This is a genomic window from Ewingella americana ATCC 33852, from assembly GCF_000735345.1.
Lineage (GTDB): Bacteria > Pseudomonadota > Gammaproteobacteria > Enterobacterales > Enterobacteriaceae > Ewingella > Ewingella americana.
In genome coordinates this window covers 47,506-68,083 of sequence record NZ_JMPJ01000056.1, presented here as the reverse complement: position 1 = coordinate 68,083, position 20,578 = coordinate 47,506, and the positions used below count along the sequence as shown (strand labels likewise).

The window sequence follows — 20,578 nt, the reverse complement described above, 5'->3', positions numbered from 1 at the left end:
TGGTGTCGCTCATGAAAAAGAAACAATCATCGCGGCAATTTGCCGTGGTACTGGGGACGATATGGATAGTTGTTGCTGGTGCAAACAGTGGGAAAGTATTCGCGGCTGAGAAACAGCCAGAGTTTGATTGGCAAGCAGCACCTACCGAGGAGATGAGATCTAGCCTGACTTTACGAGATGCCATACTGCGCGCCTTTGCTCGCAACCCACAGATAGCCGAAGCGGCTGCGCAAATTCGCGTGGGCGCGGGGAACCTTGATGTGGCGAAAAGTGCCTGGTATCCACAAATTTCTTTGCAGGGGACCGCAGGTAAGTCGCGCCAAACCGACTCCTCCGGCACGCTGGATAACAACGCGTCTGGCGGCATTCAGCTCAGCCAGCTGCTGTATGACTTTGGGCGCACCGGCGGCAGTATCGACGAGCAAGAACGCCTCTCCGACTCCTACCGTTACGCCCTTTACGGCACCATGACCGACGTGGCGCTGAGTACGCTGCAAGCCTATCTGCAAGTGAAGCGCTATCAGGCACTGAGCGTGGCGGCTCGCGACAATATTGAATCACTGCAACGCGTGGCGGACACCGCCAAGCTGCGCGCCGACGCGGGGTTAAGCTCGCAATCTGACGTGTTACAGGCCGAAACCCGCATCGCCGGGATGCGCGCCACCGTCGAACAATACCGTGCCCAGCAGCGTTCGGCACAGGCCCAGCTCACCGTACTGACCGGCGTGGTCTCCGACAATCTGCCGGACTTACCGCAAAGCTTACTCAACCAAAAAGTCACACTGAACAAAATCCCCTATGAAAACAGCGCGCTGGTTCGCGCTGCTCAGGCCAAGCAGCAGGCGGCGATTGAGCGGGTGAATCAGGCGGAATCGCAGCATTGGCCGACCATCAAAGTGCAGGCGGGGCGCACCCGTTACCAGAATGCCGCAGGCAGCGGCGGCTCTTACTGGGACGACCAGCTCCAACTGGCTGTGGATGCGCCGGTCTATCAGGGCGGCGCGGTCAGCGCTAAAACCCGTGCCGCAGAGGGGGAGCGTCAGGCGGCGCAGGCTGATGTGGAAAAAGCCAAGCTGGACATCAACCAGAAAGCCTCCACGGCCTATGCCGACATGATTGGCGGCCAACAGCGGCAAGTGGCGGGCGAGGACCAATACTCCAGCGCCACCCACACCCGCAGCGTCTATCAGGACGAGTACAAACTAAGCAAACGCAGCCTGAATGATTTACTCAGCGTCGAGCAGGACGTTTTTCAGGCTGACACCATGCGCATCGGCGCGCTGTACGACGGCTGGGATGCCACAGTGCGCTATGCCGCAGCCGTAGACAATCTGGTGGATATGTTGGGCATCGACCGACAAAAAGAGACCGGTGACACCATTCCCTCTCTCTGACCACTCCTTATAAAACGATTGTCCGCACAGAATGCGTAAAGAGGCGATATGAGTACCGAAACGAACAGTGAAGAAACCCGCTCAAACGCCACGGTCAAGGCTCCACCGCCGTCGATTGATGTCTGGATCAGCGCCATGGTGCGCGTGGCCGAAACCTTTGGTAAACCGTCTGACCCGCTCTATCTGCGCCAGCAAATGCGCTGGTTTGAAAATCAGTCGTTGGGCCGCCAGCTCGACCGCCTCAGCGGCCTGATTGGCCTACAGGTTGGCATGGTCAGCTGGACTAAAGTCCGTTGGCGGCCAGAAGTGCTGCCCGCCATTATCCAGCTGGAGCAGGGCGGCATCGCGGTGATTGAGCGGCTGCACGACGACGGGCAGGCCGACTATTGGCTGACTGACGGCGGCGACCTGCTGCGCTCCACCGAACTCTCCACCTTACTTCAGCAAGGCTCTGGCCCAGTATTCTTAGTCGGCGTCGCGGCGCGCGGTCGCGACCAGCGTATCGACGAGTTTGTGCAGCCCTATAAGAAGCACTGGTTCTGGGACAACTTCCGCGGCCAAGGGCGTAAAATCGCTGAGATCTCGCTGGCGTCAATCATCGGCAACGTCTTGGCGCTGGCCGGTATCCTGTTCTCAATGCAGATTTACGACCGGGTGATCCCCGCCCAGTCGCTGCCCACTCTGTGGGTGCTGTTCTTCGGCGTGGTGCTGGCCGCCGGGGTGGAATACATCATTCGCCTGATGCGCACGCTGGTATCAGACCTGATGGGCAAACGCATCGACCTCAAGGTCTCGTCGCTGTTCTTTGTTCGCGCCATGAACATCAAAAACGATGATCGGCCGAAGTCCACCGGCTCCTTTATTTCACAGCTGCGTGAAATCGATCAGGTGCGCGAACTGCTGACCTCCACCACCGTCAGCGCTGCCGCCGATATGCCTTTCGTGCTGCTGTTCCTTGGCATCATGTTCTTTATTGGCGGGCCGCTGGTGATCATCCCGCTGCTGGCTATTCCGCTGATTGTCATTCCCGGTATTCTGATCCAGTGGCCGATGGCCAAACTGGCAAAAGAGGGGATGCGTGAAGGGGCGCTGCGCAACGCGGTGCTGGTGGAAACCATTGAAGGCATTGAAGATATCAAAGCCTTGCAGGCCGAAGCCTACTTCCAACGCCAATGGGAGCAGACTCACGAAGTCAGCGCGTCGGTCGGCATGAAGCAGCGTCTGTGGGGCGCGCGGCTGACCGGCTGGGCTTCTACCGTCCAGCAATTGACCTACGCGGGCATGCTGGTGGCGGGGGTTTATCTGGTGCTCAGCGGCGATATCACCACGGGTACGCTGGTGGCGAGCAGTATGTTGTCGTCCCGCACCATCGCACCGCTGATGCAGCTGACCATGGTGTTTTCCCGCTGGCAGCACGCCAAAAGCGCCATGAAAGGGCTGGACGATTTGCTGAAAAAACCTATCGACCGCCCGGAAGACGCCGAGCTGTCGCACTGCCCGACCCTGAGCGGCCACTATCAGCTGCGCAATCTGCAATATACCTATGACAAAGAGAATTCGCCGAACGTGCTGGGCATTGGTCAGTTGGAGATCAAACCGGGCGAGCGAGTGGCGATTTTGGGCAAAGTCGGGGCCGGGAAATCGACCCTGCTGAAGCTGCTTTCTGGGCAGGCCGAGGCGTCGCAAGGTAAGGTGATCATCGACGGCGTGGACATGAAACGCATCGAGCCCGCCGACGTGCGCCGCCAGCTTGGCTATCTGTCTCAAGATTCGCGGCTGTTCTTCGGCACGTTGCGCCAAAACCTGATGCTGGGTTACCCGCACGCCACCGATCAGGAAATGCTGCAAGCCCTGAGGATCAGCGGCGCGCTCTCGATGGTGCAGGCCGATGCCTCGAGTCTGGATAAGATCATTAATGAAGGCGGGCGCGGCTTGTCCGGCGGCCAGCGCCAGATGGTGCTACTGAGCCGCATGATCCTGCGCGATCCCCAGGTGGTGCTGTTGGATGAACCTACGGCCTCAATGGATGAACAGCTGGAAGAGTATGTCATTCGCCAAATGCACACGTGGCTGACCGGCCGCACGCTGGTGGTGGTCACCCATCGCCCGGCATTGCTTAAGCTGGTGGATCGCATCGTGGTGATGGACAACGGCCGGGTTATCGCCGACGGTCCGCGCGATCAAATTCTGGGTAACGCGGTCGCTAATACCGCCACCACGCCGGCCGTCGCGGCTGCTTCCGGTAACCAACAGGGCGCAGCCTGAGCGCATAAGGACTGAATATGGCACATTTAACACTGCATGATGATCTGGACGCGCAACAGAAAAAGGTGTCGGGAATTGTCTGGGTTTCCTTGGTTGGGCTGGTGCTGTTTTTTGTCTGGGCCTACTTCGCCACCCTCGACGAGGTGACGGTCGGCACCGGCAAGGTCACGCCATCCAGCAAGGCGCAGCAGATTGACTCCCTCGACGGCGGGGTGATTTTGAAACTGCTGGTGCAGGAAGGCTCCATCGTCAATCGCGGCCAGTTGCTGGCCCAGCTCGACCCGACCCGTTCGCAGTCGAATTATGGCGAGGCGGCTTCCAGAGTGCGCACGCTGCGCGCGTCTTCAGAGCGTTTAAGCGCGGAGTTGACCGGCGCGCCGCTGAAATTCAGCCCGGAAACCATGAAATCGCCGGAGCTGGTCGCCCGCGAGCGCCAGCTCTACTTATCTCGCAAGCAGAACCGCGATGAAACCGTCAGCAACCTGCAACAGTCGCTAAAGCTGGTCAATCAGGAGATAAGCATGACCCAGCCGCTGGTGGCGAAAGGCGCGGCGGGGCAGGTGGAGGTGATTCGCCTTCAGCGCCAATCCAGCGAACTGCGCGGCAAAATTGATGATGCCATCAACCAGTACGCGGTGCGCGCGCGCGAAGAGCAGGTGAAGAACAACGCCGACCTCGACGCCGAGCTGCAAGTGATGGCGGGCAAGGAGGATCAGGTGACGCGCTCCGAGCTGTTCTCGCCGGTTCACGGCATCGTCAAAGATATTCAGGTCAGTACCGTCGGCGGCGTCCTGCAACCGGGCGGCAAGCTGATGGAGATCGTCCCGATAGAAGACCAACTGCTGATTGAAACCCGCATCAACCCGCGCGACATCGCCTATATCCGTCCGGGCCTTGAAGCCACGGTGAAAATCAGCGCCTACGACTCTTCTATTTATGGCGATTTGAAAGGGCAGGTTGAGAGCGTGTCGCCAGACACCTTGCAGGATGAGGTCAAGCGCGACCAGTTCTACTACCGCGTGTATGTCCGCACAGACAAAGCCGTGTTAACCAATAAAGCCGGTCGCCAGTTCCCCATCGTGCCGGGGATGGTGGCCAGCGTAGAGATCAAAACCGGGCAGAAAACCGTACTGGATTATCTGATTAAACCGCTGAATAAAGTGAAAGAGTCGTTGCGGGAAAGATGACTTTTGTTGATTTGAATGGGTTCTGCTCCTCCCCCTGATAAGGGGGAGGAGAAAGAAAGATTTACTCACTCTCCACCCGAACACGATACTTCGCTATCACATCAATTTCTTCCGATTTACGCTTGTCCTGCCACAGATTCATGCGACCGCGCAGCGAACCGTTTAACTCCTCCAAAACCTGACGCGCGGCGTCGGAGCTTGGATCTAGCTCCAACACAAACTCCATAAACTGGCCGGCGATGTGGCGGTTTTTCTTCACGCCGCTGCCCGTCAGCCACGCCATGCCGAGGGTGTAGGCCGCTTCGCTGCGCTCGGGGTGGGACGGATTCATCAAGATCTCTGGCAACCATTGCTCGGCCGCCAAACGCTTATCCTGCTCCGGGCCGAGGTCCAAGGCGCAGCTGGCGCGCCAGTAGGCGGACGAGGCGTGTCCGGCGTCCATTGCGCGCTGATACCACTGCATCGCTTGCTGGTAATCCACTTCGCCGCCAATGCCTTCGCGCAGGGCGTTGGCGCAGGCAAACATGGCCGGAACCAGCCCCGAGCGGGCGGCGCTGAGCACGCACTCCAGCGCATTGCTGTCGCTGTGGAAAACTTCAGGAACCTCCTGATGCCAGCCATTGCGATAGAAGAAATAGAGCTCGTAGGTGTGCAGCGCATTACCGCGCCGCGCCATTTCGGTCATCAGGAAGTGGGCGGCGTCGAAATCATCGTTGATCGCCATGTCGTGGGCGATGGTGATTAAATCTTTGGCCGCACTGTCAGTGCCAGAGAGCTGAATCAGGCGGACTGCGTGGTCAAGCAAGTCATCGCTCAGCTCGGGTTGCTGCGGCAAACCATACAGGCCGTACTGCACCGCGGTGGCGGCATAGGCCACCAGCACCGGATTTTCTGGCTGGTTAATGGCGCGGATCAGCAGGCTGGTCAGCGTCGGTAGCCCCTGCTGTTGCTCATTCGCCAGTACGGCTCTGGAGATAAACATGGCGGCGAAATGGCCCGGCATGGCCTGCGGAGAGACGGCAAACAGCTGGTCATAAATATCCAGCCCGGCCTGATCGTCATCCTGCCAATAGGCGGCGCAGGTGCCGTACAAATCTAATAAACGAATGCGGGTGGCGTCCGGCAACGGCTGAGCCAGCAGGTGGTGCAGCTGGGCTTGCAGGTGCTGGGCGCGCTCGGAGTCTTTATCGGCAATCTCGCCGGAGAGAGCGTCAATCAGGGCGTTGGCGCGGAAATGGTTACGCTCGTCTTCATCAAACTCGGCGCACAGCGGGCCGTCGATAATCGCCATTTGCTGGCTGTCGTCACCGCCCCAGGCGGCAGAGTGGAAAATCAGGTAAGACTCCATGCTGCCGACATCGCTGTGGCGCACCGACATCGCCATGCGCAGCCAATAATCCAGCGCTTCTTCATCGGCTTTGCGGGTCTGTTGCAGCGCGGCGGGCAGGCTTTGCGGCCAGTGAGTGGCAGGCTCGACGCCAATGGCGTGCAGATAACCCACGCCGGTTTGCCACACCTGACTACCCGCAATATTGAATTTTTCATGCAGCGGCAACGGGGATTTTCCAGCGAACAGGTCGCGCAGCCAGTAAGGTTCGCCAAAGCCGCCGCTCAGGTTCATCAGGTGGCGGAAGGCGTGAGTTGGGCGAGGGTGCAGCTCAATGGCGCGCAGGAAAGCCAGCACCGCGTAGTCGCAGCACAGCTGAGCGCCCAGCCACTGGCTGTCTTCGACATGTTCGCCGTTGGCATTACGGATAACCCATGCCTGCTCGTGCCAAAACATCCCTAGCAGCACGTGGGCGTGGTAGCTTTGCGGGCACTGCTGCGCCCAGTCACTGAGGATATCCAGCGGATCAACGGTATGGTTTTCAGCCCCGGCGATCAGCGTACCCGGATGCAGCACCAGACCGTAATCGCTGTGAGTATCAGTTTGGTTCTGCCAACCGCGCATCAGCGACAACAGCCACTCGTCGAGTTTAACAAAACGGCGGGTTGCCAGAAGCATTCTGGCTTTGGAGAGGTTGTCGTGCTGATTCTCTTGTGGCATGAGATTCCTTCAATCCGGGACGTATAAGGGTGGCGATGTCATCAATTTAACGCGCGACGTGCCTTAGATAGGCGACAGTGTATCGGTTGCAAATCATCACATCAGCGAGATTGCTCTTATAGTACCGGATCCGCCTGCCGCGTGACTAATACTGTACAGATAATGAGATTTTTGTGGAGAGCAAACCCGCAAGGTTAATTAACTGACTGTTTTATGGTCATTATTACTGATTATTTTTCTAGCGGATATTAAGAAAATGCTGTCGGAAATGTGAGGATATTAAGTAAATAACGATAAGAAATACGGAAGGAGTATGTAGGAAATAAGGAGTTAATATGTCAAAAGTAAATTATTTGCGAATTCTCATTATTATACTACCGCTGAGAAATAACATTTTCATGGGAATGTCACATTGGGAAACTACCGCATTTTTGGCAAAAAAAAACCGGTCATAAGACCGGTTGTTGTTTCCAGATAATCTGGTAATGAGGGTAATAATTAACAATAATGATGATAGCGAGATAAAGTATATAGATTCCCACTTTTTTTGCTTTATCACTTAGTGCTCTGTTATGTATTTTAGTTTGTTGTTTTGTAAGGTTTTTTCAGTATTTTAGCGATTAGTGCTTTATTTTAACATGTGTAAAGCTAGCGAAAAGTTCCCTTTTATTAATATTTTCTTACATCTAATAATTGTTCAGAAACATTATCATTAATTTGGTATCATTTTCTTTCTGGATTAATTCCCTTTATATCCAGAGAATGGATTTGCCATGTCGAGCATATAATTCGAAACGTTTTACCTTCACCTTGCATTTATCAATCAGTGGCAGGCTCGACACCCTACGAGGATAGCTCAAAATGAAACGTCGTATTCTTTCTCTTATGATCCCGGCTTTATTAGTCGCAGGATCAGCAAGTGCGGCAGAAGTTTATAATAAAGATGGCAATAAACTCGACCTGTATGGTTTGGTCGATGGTTTACACTATTTCTCGAGCGATAAAGGTTCTGACGGCGATCAGAGCTACATCCGTCTTGGTTTTAAAGGCGAAACTCAGATCACTGACCAACTGACCGGTTACGGCCAGTGGGAGTATCAGGTTCAAGCCAATCAGGCGGAAAGCGAAGATAACCGTTCATTTACCCGTTACGGTTTTGCAGGTCTGAAATTCGGCGATTACGGTTCATTCGACTACGGTCGTAACAACGGCGTGCTGTACGACGTCGCGGCGTGGACCGACTTACAGCCTGAGTTCGATGGCTCCACCTATGGCGCGGACCAGTTCCTGTTCCAGCGTACCAACGGTGTAGCCACTTACCGTAACAACAACTTCTTCGGCTTAGTCGATGGCCTGAACTTTGCTCTGCAATATCAAGGCAAAAACGACAGCGGTGGCGGTGAGCCGGGTACGCGTGACGTCTTAACGCAGAACGGCGACGGCTACGGTGCGTCTCTGAGCTATGACATTGGCGCGGGCGTCAGCGTGGCCGGTGCCTTCTTCAACTCTGATCGTACCGATGAGCAGAACTCTGCGCCGGGCATTATGGGGCAAGGTAAGAAGGCTGAAGGTTACAGCGGCGGCCTGAAATATGACGCCAACAATGTCTATCTGGCAGCGATGTTTACTCAGTCCTATAACGCGTCACGCTTCGGTTCTACGGATTCAGAAGCTTACGGTTATGCCAACAAAGCTCAGTCTGTAGAAGCCTACGCCAGCTACCAGTTCGACTTTGGTCTGCGTCCATTCGTGGCCTATAACCAGACTCGCGGCTCTGACTTAGGTACTGACCGTTTGGGTAACAACTACGACGATCAGGACTTGGTCAAATTCGTGGATCTGGGTGCGACGTATTACTTCAACAAAAATATGTCCACTTATGTCGACTACAAAATTAACCTGCTTGATGACAACCAGTTCACCCAAAATGCCGGTATCAATACTGATAACGTCACGGCGGTTGGCTTGGTGTACCAGTTCTAACCTGTTCGCGTGGACCATTGCCACAAGAGACAGGCATTCTCAGACACAGAATGATGCAGTAACAGAAGACGCGGCCTATGCCGCGTTTTTTGTGCCCGTCGCCTAGACTGCTCGCGGAGCAAGCCAGAGCTCCAGCGCCGAGCAGAGTAGGGCCGTCTCCTGCTTATTCTCTCCACCAATCTGCGCGTTGACAATCGCGCCATCCACCAGCAAAGCAATGGCCTGCGCCATAAAATCGGGTGCGGATCCGGGCAGGTAACGCGCAATCTCCTCAGCCATTTGCTGCTTATGCTGCGCCGCGTGGGTGGTGACTTCGGGCAGGGCTTCGGCGAATTCCAGCGCGCTGTTGATAAAAGCACAGCCGCGAAAATCCTCATCACTGAACCACTCTTCCAGCGTTTTTGGCAGCGCCACGGCGAGACGGGCGTTAGGCTGCGCCATATTCTTCTGCAAACTGTTGGCGAACCAGCTCATCCAGCGTTGATGGCGATACTCCAAAAAAGCCAAAACCAAGGCATTCTTGCTGGGAAAGTGGCGGTAAAAGGTCACTTTGGTGACGCCAGCCTGTTTGATGATCAGATCAATGCCCGTGGCGCGAATGCCGTCGCGGTAAAACAGCTGATGAGCCGTCAGCAGGATGCGGTCGCGGGCAGCCAGCGTACTGATATCAGTAGAAGGAGAGAGAGGCATTAGGATTTCCAGTCAGCGATTGATTTCATTTTTCGGCGATGGTCAGTGTAGACAACTCTGTCTACTTGAGCTAGTTTAATTACGTAGACAGAGTTGTCTACATAAATTTCTAACTCGAGGTGCTTATGCCAATTAAACCGCCATTGCCGCCCTTTACCCGTGAAAGCGCGATTGAAAAAGTTCGTTTAGCCGAAGATGCGTGGAACAGCCGCGATCCGCAGCGTGTGCGTCAGGTTTACTCCGAAGACACTCGCTGGAGAAACCGCAGTGAGTTCGCCGAAGGGCAGGACGCCGTGGTGGCATTTCTGGAGCGCAAATGGGCCAAAGAGCTGGAATATCGCCTGATCAAAGAGCTGTGGGCCTTCGACGGCGCGCGCATCGCGGTGCGTTTTGCCTATGAATGGCGAGATGATTCCGGCAACTGGTATCGCAGCTTCGGCAATGAAAACTGGGAGTTTAACGAGGAAGGTCAGATGTTTGCCCGCTACGCCTGCATCAACGATCTGCCGATCAAAGAGAGTGAACGCAAGTTCGACTGGCCGTTAGGTCGTCGCCCGGATGATTATCCTTCATTGAGCGACTTCGGATTCTAACGCCAGATTTAGGCCGTTTTTTGATGAATGATATGCAGCGGCGGGGCGACTTCGAGCTTGATATCGGGATTTTGGCGGAACTCATAAGGCGTGATGTTAAAACGCTTACGGAACATGTAAGTGAAATGCGACTGTGAGCCGAAGCCAAAATCCATTGCGATATCGAAAATCGGCGTGTCACTGCTGCTTAATTGATAGACCGCACTCGCCAAACGGCGCTCACGGATATACTTACCGAGTGAAATGCCGGTAGATTCTTTGAACAGTTTTTGCATGTGCCACAGCGAATAGCCTGAGTATTCAGCCAACTCTTCAAGGTGGATAACGCGCCCAAGATGGCCTTCGATCCATTTGCTGAGTGCGCAGACGATTGTGAGATGAATGTCCTGAGCCATAACCCGTCTTTCTTAATGTTCGATAAGCTATTATACACAACTTCGCCGTGTTGGCGCAGGAGCCTAAAGTAGCAGAGATGAGTTGTTGCCAAAGAAAACCCTTATAAATTCAGGGGTAAGGCAATAAATGACCCGATGACGGAGAGGTTTCACTCCGACCCAACGGGCCATTGATTAGTGCAGTAAAATCCAGTGGATAACCCGCGCGATGATATCGTCTAGCACCACGATGCCAATCAAAATCGCAATAATCAATATGATAAATCGCTTACCTGTTGGCAAAATCACCCCTCGCTGGAAAGTGGCTGGTACCTATCACCAAGGGCCGGTGCCGTGCATATTTAAGGCAATGACGGCGGCACACACTGCGATAAAAACCACTAAAACCATAAAAAGCCGTTTCATCGTTTTACTTCTCAGAGTTTTCACTCTTCCTCTTAGCTTACCCGTACCGGGCGAGACAAGCGGGAAGTTACCCATATTAATCACAGAAATCCAGTCTGCGCGGGTAAAAAAATCATTCTGAGCTAGCGTTACGACGCACTAAGTTGGTTTTTTGACCGCCGTTAATGATAGTTTCCGGCGGCGTTTCTGGCACCAGCGCGTCAGGCGCAATGTTCATATGATTCAGCACTTGTCCCATGATTTGGCCGAAAATCGGCCCCGCCACTGAACCACCAAAGTGTTTACCCGCTTGCGGGTTGTTAACCATCACTACCAGCGCAACCCGTGGGTTACTGGCCGGAGCCACGCCCGCGGTGTAGTTGACGTAGCCACCATCATACTTGCCGCTGGTGCCCAGCTTTTCCGCCGTACCGGTTTTGATGGCCAGACGATAACCCGGCACCGCCGCGCTCAGACCCGAACCGCCGGGCAGGGCGTCACTTTCCATCATATGGATCACGGTTTGCACCACGTCAGCGGCCATCACGCGCTTGCCGATCACCGGCGGCGTCACTTTGGTTATCGACAGCGGACGGTAAATGCCTAATGCGCCGATAGTGGCGTATTCGCGGGCGATTTGCAGCGGCGTCACGCGCAGGCCGTAGCCGAAGGAGAAGGTAGCACGCTCGATGTCAGCCCAACGGTCGCGGTGCAGCGGGAAGTAGCCGCTACTCTCGCCGCCGATACCCAAGTCAGTCGGTTTACCCAAGCCAAACGAGTGGTAGAGGTCAACCAGCACCTGCGCGGGCATCGCCAGCGCCATGTGTGATACCGCGATGTCACTGGATTTCTGTAACACGCCGGTGATGGTCAGCGCAGGCCAGTGGCCGACGTCTTTGATTAAGTGGCCGTTAACGGTGTACGGGTGGGTGTCGAGTACTGAGTCCGGGCGGATCATTTTGCGCGCCAGCGACACCATCACCACCAGAGGTTTCACCGTCGAACCCGGCTCGAAGCTGTCGCTTATCGCCACGTTACGCATGTCTTTTGGCTGAACGCCGGCGTAGTTGTTCGGATTATAAGAAGGGTAGGAGGCCATCCCGAGAATTTCCCCGGTATTCACATCCACCAGCACCGCAGCGCCCGAGTCTGCTTGGTTGAGCATCACCCCCGCGCGCAGGCGTGAATACATCACGTACTGCATAAAGCTGTCGATACTCAGATTGACCGTTGGCGGCTGCTGCGGCGGCACTTCTTTCAAAATACCAATCACGTTGCCGTGGCCGTCCTGACGGTATTCGCGCATGCCCGGCTTGCCTTCAAGCAGGGTATTGAAGCCTTTCTCGATGCCCGTCAGACCTTCGTTATCCGTGCCGACAATCCCCACCAGGTTGGCGGCGGCGTCGCTCATCGGGTAGTAACGGCTGTCATCGTGCTGGCTGGTGATACCACCCAGATGCAGCTGGGCAATGTCATTGGCGATGCCTTGCTCGATTTTACGCCCAAGGTAGACAAAGCGGCGGTTCGGATCGCTGGTAATGGTTTGCTGCAACTGGGACAGCGGCATGTTCAGCGCCTGCGCCAGATATTGCCATTTCGGGCTATTGAGATCGCTGTGCAGCTGAAGAACGCGGAAAGGATCGGCAATAATGTCTTTGGAAGCCACGCTCAGCGCCAGCGGATGGCCGCTGCGGTCAGCAATGGTGCCGCGATCGGCTGGGATCACCGTGGAGCGCAAAGAGCGCTGGTCGGCCTGACGCTCAAGCATCGGGCGGTTGAGCAGTTGCAAATAGCCTACGCGGGCCAGCAAAAATGCCATACAACCCAAGATGCCGACACAAATAAGGGCAAAGCGCTTCGAGTAAAAGTGGGGTTGTGCAGCCGGCTTAGTCGGTTTTTTTGGAGGCATGTTTACTTCGCAAAGTCATGGGCGTGATAGTGCCAAAAATGACAAGCCTGCCGTCGCGAAGGGGGTTATAGACCCAAAAATGGTTAAAAAACCCAGCGGAAAAAACAGTGCTCATCATTCTGATTGATATGATTTTTAGTATCATAGACATATTATAATAAGCCGCTGCTGGGTTATGTTTAATTCAATTGCCCTTTGTAAGTAAATACGAATTGGCGGGCGGATTTCACACCTTATTTGCCTTAACGGCAAACAATCCTCTAAATCATTCAACGGATAGCCATTCATCCGCTTCTTCAAACATCTCCTCGAGCATCTGGTTGAGCTGCGAACGGTCCTGTTTGCTGGCACCCGAGGTGTTCAAGCCGTTGGCTTGCATCGGTTTGACCTTCACCGCTGCATCCGGGAACAGGCGATGGACGCGCTTGGTTAATTCGGCATGGATTTTGTCATTGGCATCAGGAATGCCGGAAACATTACGTTTGTCATACACCAGCTCTACTAACATTTAGTCTCAATCCTTTATAGGTAATTAACTGGCTAAATATACAGTATCATTTAGCCGATTCCAATGCTTTAGGCGGCGGAATAAGTGTCATTTCAGCACCTTGAACGTAAAGTCCTGTAATGGCGGATACATAATCCTTGTGAATGTTTGGCCGGGGGCTAGAATACTGGCGTAATTTCATGAGGGATTGATGGATAAAAAACGGCGTTCAGCACTGATCTTCTTCTGCCTGGCTTGTCTGGTCATACTTACTTGTATGACGCAGCGCATCGCCGGGCTGAACGCGTTGTCTGCTTCCCTGCGTCAGGACGTCGCCTCTCAGGCGGTGTCTGCCAAGTCGACCTCTGACCTGACTGAAATTCCCGCGCCTTGCGAATTGAGCAGCAAATCGCTGCTTTCCGTGCCTCCTGTCATTCTTGATTTCGCACTCTTGGTCTTTAGCTTGCTGCTGGCATTCCTCTCGCCGGGCAACGTGGCCATTCTGCGTACTCGCCTGCCTGAAGTCGTTCCGGTGCCGATATTACGGGTGCATCTGCGGCTCTGCGTCTTCCGGGAATAAAAACACGTCCGCGAATTGATTCGGATGTTGTCTTTTATTTTTGGAGAAAATTTATGCGTTATGCCTTCAGGGCGGCGATTGCCAGCCTGTTGCTGCTGTGGCTACCTGCCATTTATGCGGCGGATTCCGGCTGGATAGAGAGCCCGCAAAACAACCATGCCAAAGTGCGTTTTCAGGCCGAGCCTACCGACGGCGCGGGGGATGAAACCCATCTATTGCTGTCTGTCAGCCTCGAAAAGGGCTGGAAAACTTACTGGCGTTCACCGGGTGAGGGCGGCGTTGCGCCGGTTATCGCTTGGCAAGACCCGTCAACCCAAGCCGACTGGTTTTGGCCGACTCCCGCGCGTTTCGACGTCGCCGGAATAACCACGCAGGGCTATCACGACAATGTGACGTTGCCGATTGTTATCAAAGGCAAAGTGCCTGAAAAATTGGCGGGAACCCTGACGCTGCCGACCTGTAGCAACGTCTGTATTCTCACCGATTACGACTTCAATCTGGATCTGCACGCAAGCGGCGACCAAGGCGATTTCGCCAGCCGTTTTGCCAGCGCTATGGGGCAAATCCCGATTGCGCAGGGGCTGACCGATAAGGTGTCGGCGGGCTACCGTCAGGGCACATTGGTGATTTCTGCCGAGCGCGCTCAGGGCTGGCAGCAGCCGGAGCTGTTTATTGACTCCCTTGAAGGCAGTTCGTTTGGCAAGCCGAGTGTCAAAGTTGACGGCCCGCTGGCGCAGATAACCGTGCCGGTGACCGATGAGTGGGGCGACAAGGCCGGTGACTTGACGGGCAAGCCGGTTAGCGCGGTGCTGGCGGATCGCGGCATCGCTCAGCAGCTCGACCTCAAGATGGAGCCTCTGGCACCCGCTACCCAGAGCAGCATTGCTCTGTGGCAAGTGGCGCTGATGGCGCTGGCGGGTGGTTTTATTCTCAACCTGATGCCGTGCGTGCTGCCGGTGCTGGGCATGAAGCTGGGTTCGATTTTGCAGGTGGAGCAGCGCGACCGTAAAAGCGTTCGCGTGCAGTTCTTGGCTTCTTCAGCGGGCATTATCAGCTCCTTCCTTGCGCTGGCGCTGCTGATGACCGTGCTGCGCTACAGCAACCAGACCCTTGGCTGGGGAATTCAGTTCCAGAACCCGTGGTTTATCGGCTTTATGGTGATTGTCACCGCGCTGTTCACCGCCAACCTGCTGGGCCTGTTCGAAATCAACCTGCCTTCTGCCATGACTACCCGTTTGGCGACGCAAAAGCGCGGCGGCTTAAAAGGTAATTTCGCGGAAGGCGCTTTCGCGACGCTGCTCGCCACGCCGTGCTCGGCACCTTTCTTGGGCACCGCCGTGGCCTTCGCGCTGGCGGCACCGCTGCCGGTGCTGTGGGGATTATTCCTGATGCTGGGCATCGGCATGAGCCTGCCGTGGCTGATGATTGCAACTTGGCCGGGACTGGCGCTGCGCCTGCCGCGTCCGGGGCGCTGGATGCTGCGTCTGCGCGTAGCGCTTGGCCTGCTGATGCTCGCCGCGTCGCTGTGGCTGCTCAGCCTGATGCTCAACCACATCAGTCTGCAAAGCGTATTGATTGTCGCGGCGGTATTCCTGCTGGCGCTGGTGGTTGGTTCGCTGCGCCGCTACGGCAAGCGTAATACCGCGATTGCGGTGTGCGTCAGCCTGCTGGTGGCGGGGCTGGTGATGCTGGCGGCCGCGCTTTCCTATACCAACGGCGCTAAGCCATTGCAGGACGCCGTGAAGTGGCAGCCGCTGACCGAGCAGGCGATTGCTCAGGCGGTGGCGGACAACAAAGTGGTGTTCGTGGACGTCACGGCAGACTGGTGTGTCACCTGCAAAGCTAACAAATTTAACGTCTTACTGCGCGAAGACGTGCAGAAAGCGCTGACCGCCGACAACGTGGTGGCCCTGCGCGGTGACTGGAGCCGTCCTTCCAAACCGATTAATGACTTCCTGCAAAAGCGCGGCAGCGTTGCCGTTCCTTTCAACCAAATTTATGGTCCGGGCCTGCCATCTGGTGAAATTTTATCGCCACTGCTGACTCGCGACGCCGTTTTACAAGGGCTGCAAGACGCCCGTGGAGATAAATAATGAAAACCTTAATGCTGATTTTAATGATGGCGCTTTCCCCTATGGCGCTGGCTCAGACGCAGACTGCGCCACAAAACCCGACGCCAGAGGATATGCTGTTCCGCGACCCGGCCACGCCGCGCTTTGGTGCCAAAGACGCCAAGCTGGTGCTGGTCTCCTTCACCGACTACAACTGCCCTTACTGCAAGCAGTTCGACCCGCTGCTGGAAAGAGTGGTGAAGGAGCACCCGGACGTCGCGGTGGTGCTCAAACTGCTGCCATTCCGTGGTGCCAGTTCCATCAGTTCTGCCCGTGCTGCCATGACCGTGTGGGAGCAGCAGCCGGACAAATTTATGGCACTGCACCAGCGCCTGATGTCGAAAAAAGGCCCGCATGACGAAGAGAGCATCGACGCGGCAATCGCCAAAGTTGGCCTGCCGCCGGTAAAAGTCACGCCAGAAAGCTACACCACCTTGAAAACTAACGTGGAAATTGCCGAAGTGCTGGGCATTCAGGGCACGCCAGCGACCATTATTGGCGACCAGATCATCCCCGGCGCTATCTCTTATCAGGACTTAGAAGAGCTGGTGAATGCCCAGCTGAAGAAGGTGAAAGATGGGAAAAGCTAAGCGTTGGGCTAAAGAGATTCTGGTTGGCGCGGTATTGCTGATGGCAGTGCTGTTTGGCATGGACTTCCTGCGCGCGCCGCAGGCTCCGGTCGATTTCGGCAATCAGACCTTGCAAACCCTCGACGGCCAGACCCTGACGCTCAATGAGAAAAGCCAGCAGCAGCCGCTGCTGGTTTACTTCTGGGCTAGCTGGTGCAGCGTCTGTAAATTCACCACGCCGGACGTCGGCAAGCTGTCGGCCAACGGCGGCAATGTGTTGAGCGTGGCGCTGCGTTCAGGGGATAAAGATAAAATCGAGCGCTATTTGCAGGGCAAGAATATCAGCATGCCGGTGGTGAATGACCCGCGCGGCGATATTTCCGCCTCGTGGGACATTGGCGTCACGCCGACGTTTGTGATTATCGATAAGGGCAGGGTGGTGAGCACCACGACGGGCTGGACGTCATATTGGGGAATGAAGCTGCGCCTATGGCTGGCGCAGCTTTAAAAAGGCTATCTTATTTGCCATTTTGAACCCAGGCAGTGCTCGTTTTTTTGGATATAAATTGGCTCACGTACCTTTGTACGCTGCGGTTTCTCCGTGCTGGCCGTGTCCAAACTGACTGCAACGATAACGCCTTTTAGTGTGAAGTCGTCTGAAACTAATCCGCAATAAACCGCTTCTCATTGGTCAGAACCTGTAACAGCAGGCCGAGTTCAGGTTTCTGATCTTTAATGCGTTTTCCGTGTTCATCATAAGCGGTGAAATCACCATTGCGCTCCAGCTGTAGCGTCTGGGTTGGCGTAGTGATCACCAGCGTGCCGTTGTCACTGGTGGAGATCCAATCATGACGGCGTTTGGCCGCAAACAGGTCTTCGCCTTGCGAATAATCCGCCGGGGCCGTGGTGACGTGCAGCAGGCGCTGCATCAAAGTAGTCATCACATCTTCATGATCTGTCAGCTTATTAATCGACTGCGCTGGGGTGCCCGGCCAGTGAACCACCAGAGGTACGCGCATCTGGTCGCGGTTCATGTTGTTGCCTGAACCCCAAGTGCCGTTCTCGTTAAATTCAATGCCGTGGGAGGCGGTGATCACCACCACGGTTTTGTCCAGCTCGCCGCGTTTTTGCAGGCCTTGCAGGATCTCACTGATGCGCTGATCAACCTCTTTCGCACCTTGCTGGTAGCGCTGCATAAACACATTGCCGGTCGGCACGGCGGCATCACTGCCCTGACGCAGCGCCGTCGAGACGCCATTCAGATTCACGTAAGAGAACCAAGGGCGGCTTCCGCGCGCGGCTAGCCATTGCTGCCACTGCTGGGTAGTCAGAGTATCGCCCTGCGCCGCCGGGGTCGGCAAGGTGAAGTCGGTCAGCAGAGCCTGACGGTACAGCGGGCTATTAAAGCCGTCGGAGGAGAACAGGCCGAATTCATAGTCCTGTTTCGCCAGCGAGGACATCAGCGCCGACGGCTTACGGGCGGCAATAATGCCTTCCATATAGGTTGGAGAAATGCCGTAGAACAGGCCGAACAGGCCGCTATCCACGCGATTACCCGAGCTGTAATGCTGGTTGAAGCTGACGTTTTGCCGCGCGAAATCGGTCAGCGCTGGCATATCTTTGACCGTGGTCGAGGCGTGAATACCGTCTACCACAATCATCAATAAATTATATTTCGGCCCAGTATCGCGGAAGCTGATGTCATTGAGTGGATACTCAACTGACAGCGCCTCTGGGTTACCTTGCTCAATCAGACGCTGCTGATAAGCCTGCGCATCCAGCAAGCCGTGCTTCTCAAGGAACTTACGCGCGGTCATTGGGTAGGAGAGCGGCAGGTTCGAGCGCTGCATGGTGATTGGGCGATAGAAGTTGGCGTCGGCCCAGATATACATCAGGTGTGATGTAAAGAAGCTGACGATAAACAGCGCCACAATTGGCTTGGCGAAATTGCGGCGGTTCAGGCTACGCAGCTTCTGCCATGCCCACGTGCCAAACAGCATTTCGATCAGGAACAGCACCGGCACGGCAATAAACATCAGCTGCCAGTCACGGGCTAATTCACCTTGACCGGGGTTGACAACCAGTTCCCACACCACCGGATTGATGTGCAGGTGGAAGCGGGTAAAGACTTCGGTATCGACCAGTAATAGCGTCAGACCGGCGGTGGCCAGAATAGCGGACAAGAAACGCATCAGCCGCTGCGACATCACCACAAAGGTCAGTGGGAAGATGATCAGCAGGTAGGCGGAAAAGCCAATAAAACTGAAATGCCCAAGCCAACTCACCAACGCATAAATGCGTCCTTCAAGAGAAGAGGGCCAGTCGGAGACAAAGAGGTAGCGGCTGCCGAGTCCAAGACCGAGCAGAATGTTAAATAGGGCGAACCAGTGCCCCCAGCTGATCATCTGGGATACTTTTTCGCGATAGCGCTGACGATTTGTCACCATAAGAGGTTTTGGGCAAATAGTAGATTAATGGGCTTTATCTTCTCTTATTGACGCTTGAAGCGCGCCAGCAAAAGAGCCTGCGATAGCTTTACGCTGGGTTGGCGCAACGCTGGTATTAATTAAGTTGGTCACCATATTACCCAACACCATCAACGAGAGGTCGGTGGGCGCGCGGTGTTTTTCCAGTACGGTGGCCAGTTCCGAAAGGATCTGTTCAACGTGTTCGTCACTGTAACGAGATGATTGTGGCATGGATTAATGTGCTCAAAGCCTGACAAAGTGCAATATCTTAACGTATCGTGGCATCAGTTTCTGCATTTTTATAATGCGTTGAACGTTGGGGTATTGATGAGATGTATTTATTTGTGTTTCCAACTTCAAGGCTTTGCGGTTGCAAGCCCTCTATATTAAGTGTTTGAATACCCGCCTCGGCGAAAAAATCATTCCACCAAGCCGCCCGCTTTTCAGATATTTCTACAGCATTTATATAAAGACACTCATTTTAGGAGAAGCCATGAGTCTGGATATCGAGCAGATTGCTCTACACCAGTTGAACAAGCGTGACGAGCAAACGCTGGACGTTGTGCTGCGCGATACGCTGTTAACCCCGAATGCCGCGGTTGAAGAGATGATGGCCGAACTGCATCGTGTGTACAGCGCGAAAAGCAAAGCTTATGGGTTGTTTAATCAAGATAGCGAGCTGGCAGAGTCTTTGCGTAGCTGCCGTAAAGGCGATGAGGATTTCCTCGGTTTCAGCCGCGCTGCCACCGGCCGTTTGCGCGATGAGTTGGCCAAGTATCCTTTTGCCGAAGGCGGCGTGGTGCTGTTCTGCCACTATCGCTTCTTGGCGGTTGAGTATTTACTGATTGCCGTGCTCAACAGCCGCAGCAGTATGCGTGTAAACGAGCAGCTGGACGTCAGCAGCATTCACTATCTCGACATCAATCACGCCGACATCGTGGCGCGCATCGATTTGACCGAGTGGGAAACCAATCCAGAATCCACCCGTTACCTGACCTTCCTGAAAGGCCGAGTGGGTCGTAAAGTTTCCGACTTCTTTATGGACTTCCTTGCAGCAGCAGAAGGTTTAGACACCAAAGCGCAGAACCGCGGCCTGCTGCAGGCGGTGGATGACTTCTGTGCAGAAGCCCAGTTGGATAAGAACGAGCGCCAAAACGTGCGCCAGCAGGTTTATAGCTACTGCAACGAGCAGCTTCAGGCCGGGGAGGAGATTTCCCTCGACGCGCTGTCCGACGAGCTACCACCTTGGGACGATAAGAAATTCAAAGAGTTTTCCCAAGAGCAGGGTTATCAGCTGGAAGAGACGTTCCCGGCCGATCGCGGCACGCTGCGCCAGTTAACCAAGTTTGCCGGTAGCGGCGGCGGGGTGAGCATCAATTTTGACGCCATGCTGATGGGCGAGCGCATCTTCTGGGACCCGGCCACCGACACGTTGACTATTAAAGGCACACCACCGAATCTGCGCGACCAGCTGCAGCGTCGATCTTCGAGTAAGTAATAAGTAATACGAACGCAG

17 protein-coding genes are annotated in these 20,578 nt (G+C 55.0%); 10 read left to right on the top strand and 7 right to left on the bottom strand.

Annotated elements, in window-relative coordinates; all coding sequences use genetic code 11:
* The first annotated feature begins 11 nt into the window (after positions 1 to 11).
* From GEAM_RS11815 to GEAM_RS11805, 3 genes are read left to right on the top strand one after another with little or no spacing between them, the layout of a single operon-like run.
* Positions 12 to 1,394, top strand: a complete 1,383-nt coding sequence (locus GEAM_RS11815; RefSeq protein ID WP_034791689.1) for a TolC family outer membrane protein — start codon at positions 12 to 14, stop codon at positions 1,392 to 1,394.
* Positions 1,395 to 1,442: 48 nt separating this feature from the next.
* The gene (locus GEAM_RS11810) at positions 1,443 to 3,659 is read left to right on the top strand and encodes a type I secretion system permease/ATPase (RefSeq protein ID WP_072009896.1); all 2,217 of its coding nucleotides are present in this window, start codon (positions 1,443 to 1,445) and stop codon (positions 3,657 to 3,659) included.
* A 17-nt stretch (positions 3,660 to 3,676) separates the two neighbouring features.
* Positions 3,677 to 4,846 (top strand): beta-barrel domain-containing protein, encoded by a 1,170-nt coding sequence (locus tag GEAM_RS11805; protein ID WP_034791687.1) that lies wholly within the window; start codon positions 3,677 to 3,679, stop codon positions 4,844 to 4,846.
* A 61-nt stretch (positions 4,847 to 4,907) separates the two neighbouring features.
* Here the strand turns inward: GEAM_RS11805 and GEAM_RS11800 are convergent, their stop codons facing one another.
* Positions 4,908 to 6,893 carry a DUF4034 domain-containing protein gene (locus tag GEAM_RS11800; protein WP_034791685.1) on the bottom strand — a complete coding sequence of 662 codons (1,986 nt, stop codon included), beginning with the start codon at positions 6,891 to 6,893 and terminating at the stop codon, positions 4,908 to 4,910.
* An 861-nt stretch (positions 6,894 to 7,754) separates the two neighbouring features.
* Between GEAM_RS11800 and ompC the strand changes: the two genes are divergently transcribed.
* Positions 7,755 to 8,876: a porin OmpC gene (ompC, locus tag GEAM_RS11795; protein ID WP_034791683.1), complete on the top strand. Its 1,122-nt coding sequence runs from the start codon at positions 7,755 to 7,757 to the stop codon at positions 8,874 to 8,876.
* A 102-nt stretch (positions 8,877 to 8,978) separates the two neighbouring features.
* On the opposite strand, the gene GEAM_RS11790 is transcribed toward ompC, so the two are convergent.
* Positions 8,979 to 9,566 carry a TetR/AcrR family transcriptional regulator gene (locus GEAM_RS11790; RefSeq protein WP_034791681.1) on the bottom strand — a complete coding sequence of 196 codons (588 nt, stop codon included), beginning with the start codon at positions 9,564 to 9,566 and terminating at the stop codon, positions 8,979 to 8,981.
* 125 nt (positions 9,567 to 9,691) lie between these two features.
* Between GEAM_RS11790 and GEAM_RS11785 the strand changes: the two genes are divergently transcribed.
* Complete coding sequence (locus GEAM_RS11785; RefSeq protein WP_034791680.1) at positions 9,692 to 10,159, top strand: nuclear transport factor 2 family protein; 468 nt, start codon at positions 9,692 to 9,694, stop codon at positions 10,157 to 10,159.
* Between the two features lie 8 nt (positions 10,160 to 10,167).
* Here GEAM_RS11785 and GEAM_RS11780 read toward each other — a convergent pair whose 3' ends face one another.
* The 3 genes from GEAM_RS11780 to GEAM_RS11770 form a co-directional block, all read right to left on the bottom strand.
* On the bottom strand, positions 10,168 to 10,554 hold the full coding sequence (locus GEAM_RS11780) for a helix-turn-helix domain-containing protein (protein ID WP_034791678.1): 387 nt from the start codon (positions 10,552 to 10,554) through the stop codon (positions 10,168 to 10,170).
* A gap of 517 nt (positions 10,555 to 11,071) precedes the next feature.
* Complete coding sequence (locus GEAM_RS11775; RefSeq protein ID WP_034791676.1) at positions 11,072 to 12,847, bottom strand: penicillin-binding transpeptidase domain-containing protein; 1,776 nt, start codon at positions 12,845 to 12,847, stop codon at positions 11,072 to 11,074.
* Positions 12,848 to 13,112: 265 nt separating this feature from the next.
* A complete protein-coding gene (locus GEAM_RS11770) occupies positions 13,113 to 13,355 on the bottom strand; it encodes a DinI family protein (protein WP_034791675.1) in 243 nt (80 codons plus the stop codon).
* Between the two features lie 190 nt (positions 13,356 to 13,545).
* Here GEAM_RS11770 and GEAM_RS11765 point away from each other — a divergent pair, with 190 nt between their 5' ends.
* Genes GEAM_RS11765 through GEAM_RS11750 form a run of 4 tightly spaced genes read left to right on the top strand, consistent with a single transcriptional unit; the run spans position 13,546 to position 17,102 of the window.
* Positions 13,546 to 13,914 carry a hypothetical protein gene (locus GEAM_RS11765; protein WP_034791674.1) on the top strand — a complete coding sequence of 123 codons (369 nt, stop codon included), beginning with the start codon at positions 13,546 to 13,548 and terminating at the stop codon, positions 13,912 to 13,914.
* 53 nt (positions 13,915 to 13,967) lie between these two features.
* On the top strand, positions 13,968 to 16,007 hold the full coding sequence (locus GEAM_RS11760) for a protein-disulfide reductase DsbD family protein (protein ID WP_034791673.1): 2,040 nt from the start codon (positions 13,968 to 13,970) through the stop codon (positions 16,005 to 16,007).
* Positions 16,007 to 16,615: a DsbA family protein gene (locus GEAM_RS11755; RefSeq protein ID WP_034791672.1), complete on the top strand. Its 609-nt coding sequence runs from the start codon at positions 16,007 to 16,009 to the stop codon at positions 16,613 to 16,615. Before GEAM_RS11760 ends, GEAM_RS11755 begins: the two co-directional genes overlap by 1 nt.
* Entirely contained in the window at positions 16,602 to 17,102 is a 501-nt protein-coding gene (locus GEAM_RS11750) for a protein disulfide oxidoreductase (protein ID WP_034791671.1), read from the top strand. The genes GEAM_RS11755 and GEAM_RS11750 overlap by 14 nt, the downstream gene beginning before the upstream one ends.
* Positions 17,103 to 17,256: 154 nt before the next feature.
* Here the strand turns inward: GEAM_RS11750 and yejM are convergent, their stop codons facing one another.
* Entirely contained in the window at positions 17,257 to 19,041 is a 1,785-nt protein-coding gene (gene yejM / locus GEAM_RS11745; protein WP_034791670.1) for an LPS biosynthesis-modulating metalloenzyme YejM, read from the bottom strand.
* A 24-nt stretch (positions 19,042 to 19,065) separates the two neighbouring features.
* A complete protein-coding gene (locus tag GEAM_RS11740; RefSeq protein ID WP_034791669.1) occupies positions 19,066 to 19,293 on the bottom strand; it encodes a YejL family protein in 228 nt (75 codons plus the stop codon).
* Between the two features lie 262 nt (positions 19,294 to 19,555).
* On the opposite strand from GEAM_RS11740, the gene yejK reads away from it, so the two are divergent.
* Entirely contained in the window at positions 19,556 to 20,560 is a 1,005-nt protein-coding gene (yejK, locus tag GEAM_RS11735; RefSeq protein ID WP_034791667.1) for a nucleoid-associated protein YejK, read from the top strand.
* Positions 20,561 to 20,578 lie beyond the last annotated feature (18 nt).

Bases quoted from the DNA above. Each gene is read 5' to 3' on its own strand.
- GEAM_RS11750 (WP_034791671.1), top strand. From the start codon at position 16,602: ATGGGAAAAGCTAAGCGTTGGGCTAAAGAGATTCTGGTTGGCGCGGTA.
- GEAM_RS11815 (WP_034791689.1), top strand. From the start codon at position 12: ATGAAAAAGAAACAATCATCGCGGCAATTTGCCGTGGTACTGGGGACG.
- GEAM_RS11785 (WP_034791680.1), top strand. From the start codon at position 9,692: ATGCCAATTAAACCGCCATTGCCGCCCTTTACCCGTGAAAGCGCGATT.
- GEAM_RS11775 (WP_034791676.1), bottom strand. From the start codon at position 12,847: ATGCCTCCAAAAAAACCGACTAAGCCGGCTGCACAACCCCACTTTTAC.
- GEAM_RS11780 (WP_034791678.1), bottom strand. From the start codon at position 10,554: ATGGCTCAGGACATTCATCTCACAATCGTCTGCGCACTCAGCAAATGG.
- GEAM_RS11765 (WP_034791674.1), top strand. From the start codon at position 13,546: ATGGATAAAAAACGGCGTTCAGCACTGATCTTCTTCTGCCTGGCTTGT.
- GEAM_RS11760 (WP_034791673.1), top strand. From the start codon at position 13,968: ATGCGTTATGCCTTCAGGGCGGCGATTGCCAGCCTGTTGCTGCTGTGG.
- GEAM_RS11810 (WP_072009896.1), top strand. From the start codon at position 1,443: ATGAGTACCGAAACGAACAGTGAAGAAACCCGCTCAAACGCCACGGTC.
- GEAM_RS11755 (WP_034791672.1), top strand. From the start codon at position 16,007: ATGAAAACCTTAATGCTGATTTTAATGATGGCGCTTTCCCCTATGGCG.
- GEAM_RS11805 (WP_034791687.1), top strand. From the start codon at position 3,677: ATGGCACATTTAACACTGCATGATGATCTGGACGCGCAACAGAAAAAG.
- yejM (WP_034791670.1), bottom strand. From the start codon at position 19,041: ATGGTGACAAATCGTCAGCGCTATCGCGAAAAAGTATCCCAGATGATC.
- GEAM_RS11790 (WP_034791681.1), bottom strand. From the start codon at position 9,566: ATGCCTCTCTCTCCTTCTACTGATATCAGTACGCTGGCTGCCCGCGAC.
- GEAM_RS11800 (WP_034791685.1), bottom strand. From the start codon at position 6,893: ATGCCACAAGAGAATCAGCACGACAACCTCTCCAAAGCCAGAATGCTT.
- GEAM_RS11740 (WP_034791669.1), bottom strand. From the start codon at position 19,293: ATGCCACAATCATCTCGTTACAGTGACGAACACGTTGAACAGATCCTT.
- GEAM_RS11770 (WP_034791675.1), bottom strand. From the start codon at position 13,355: ATGTTAGTAGAGCTGGTGTATGACAAACGTAATGTTTCCGGCATTCCT.
- ompC (WP_034791683.1), top strand. From the start codon at position 7,755: ATGAAACGTCGTATTCTTTCTCTTATGATCCCGGCTTTATTAGTCGCA.
- yejK (WP_034791667.1), top strand. From the start codon at position 19,556: ATGAGTCTGGATATCGAGCAGATTGCTCTACACCAGTTGAACAAGCGT.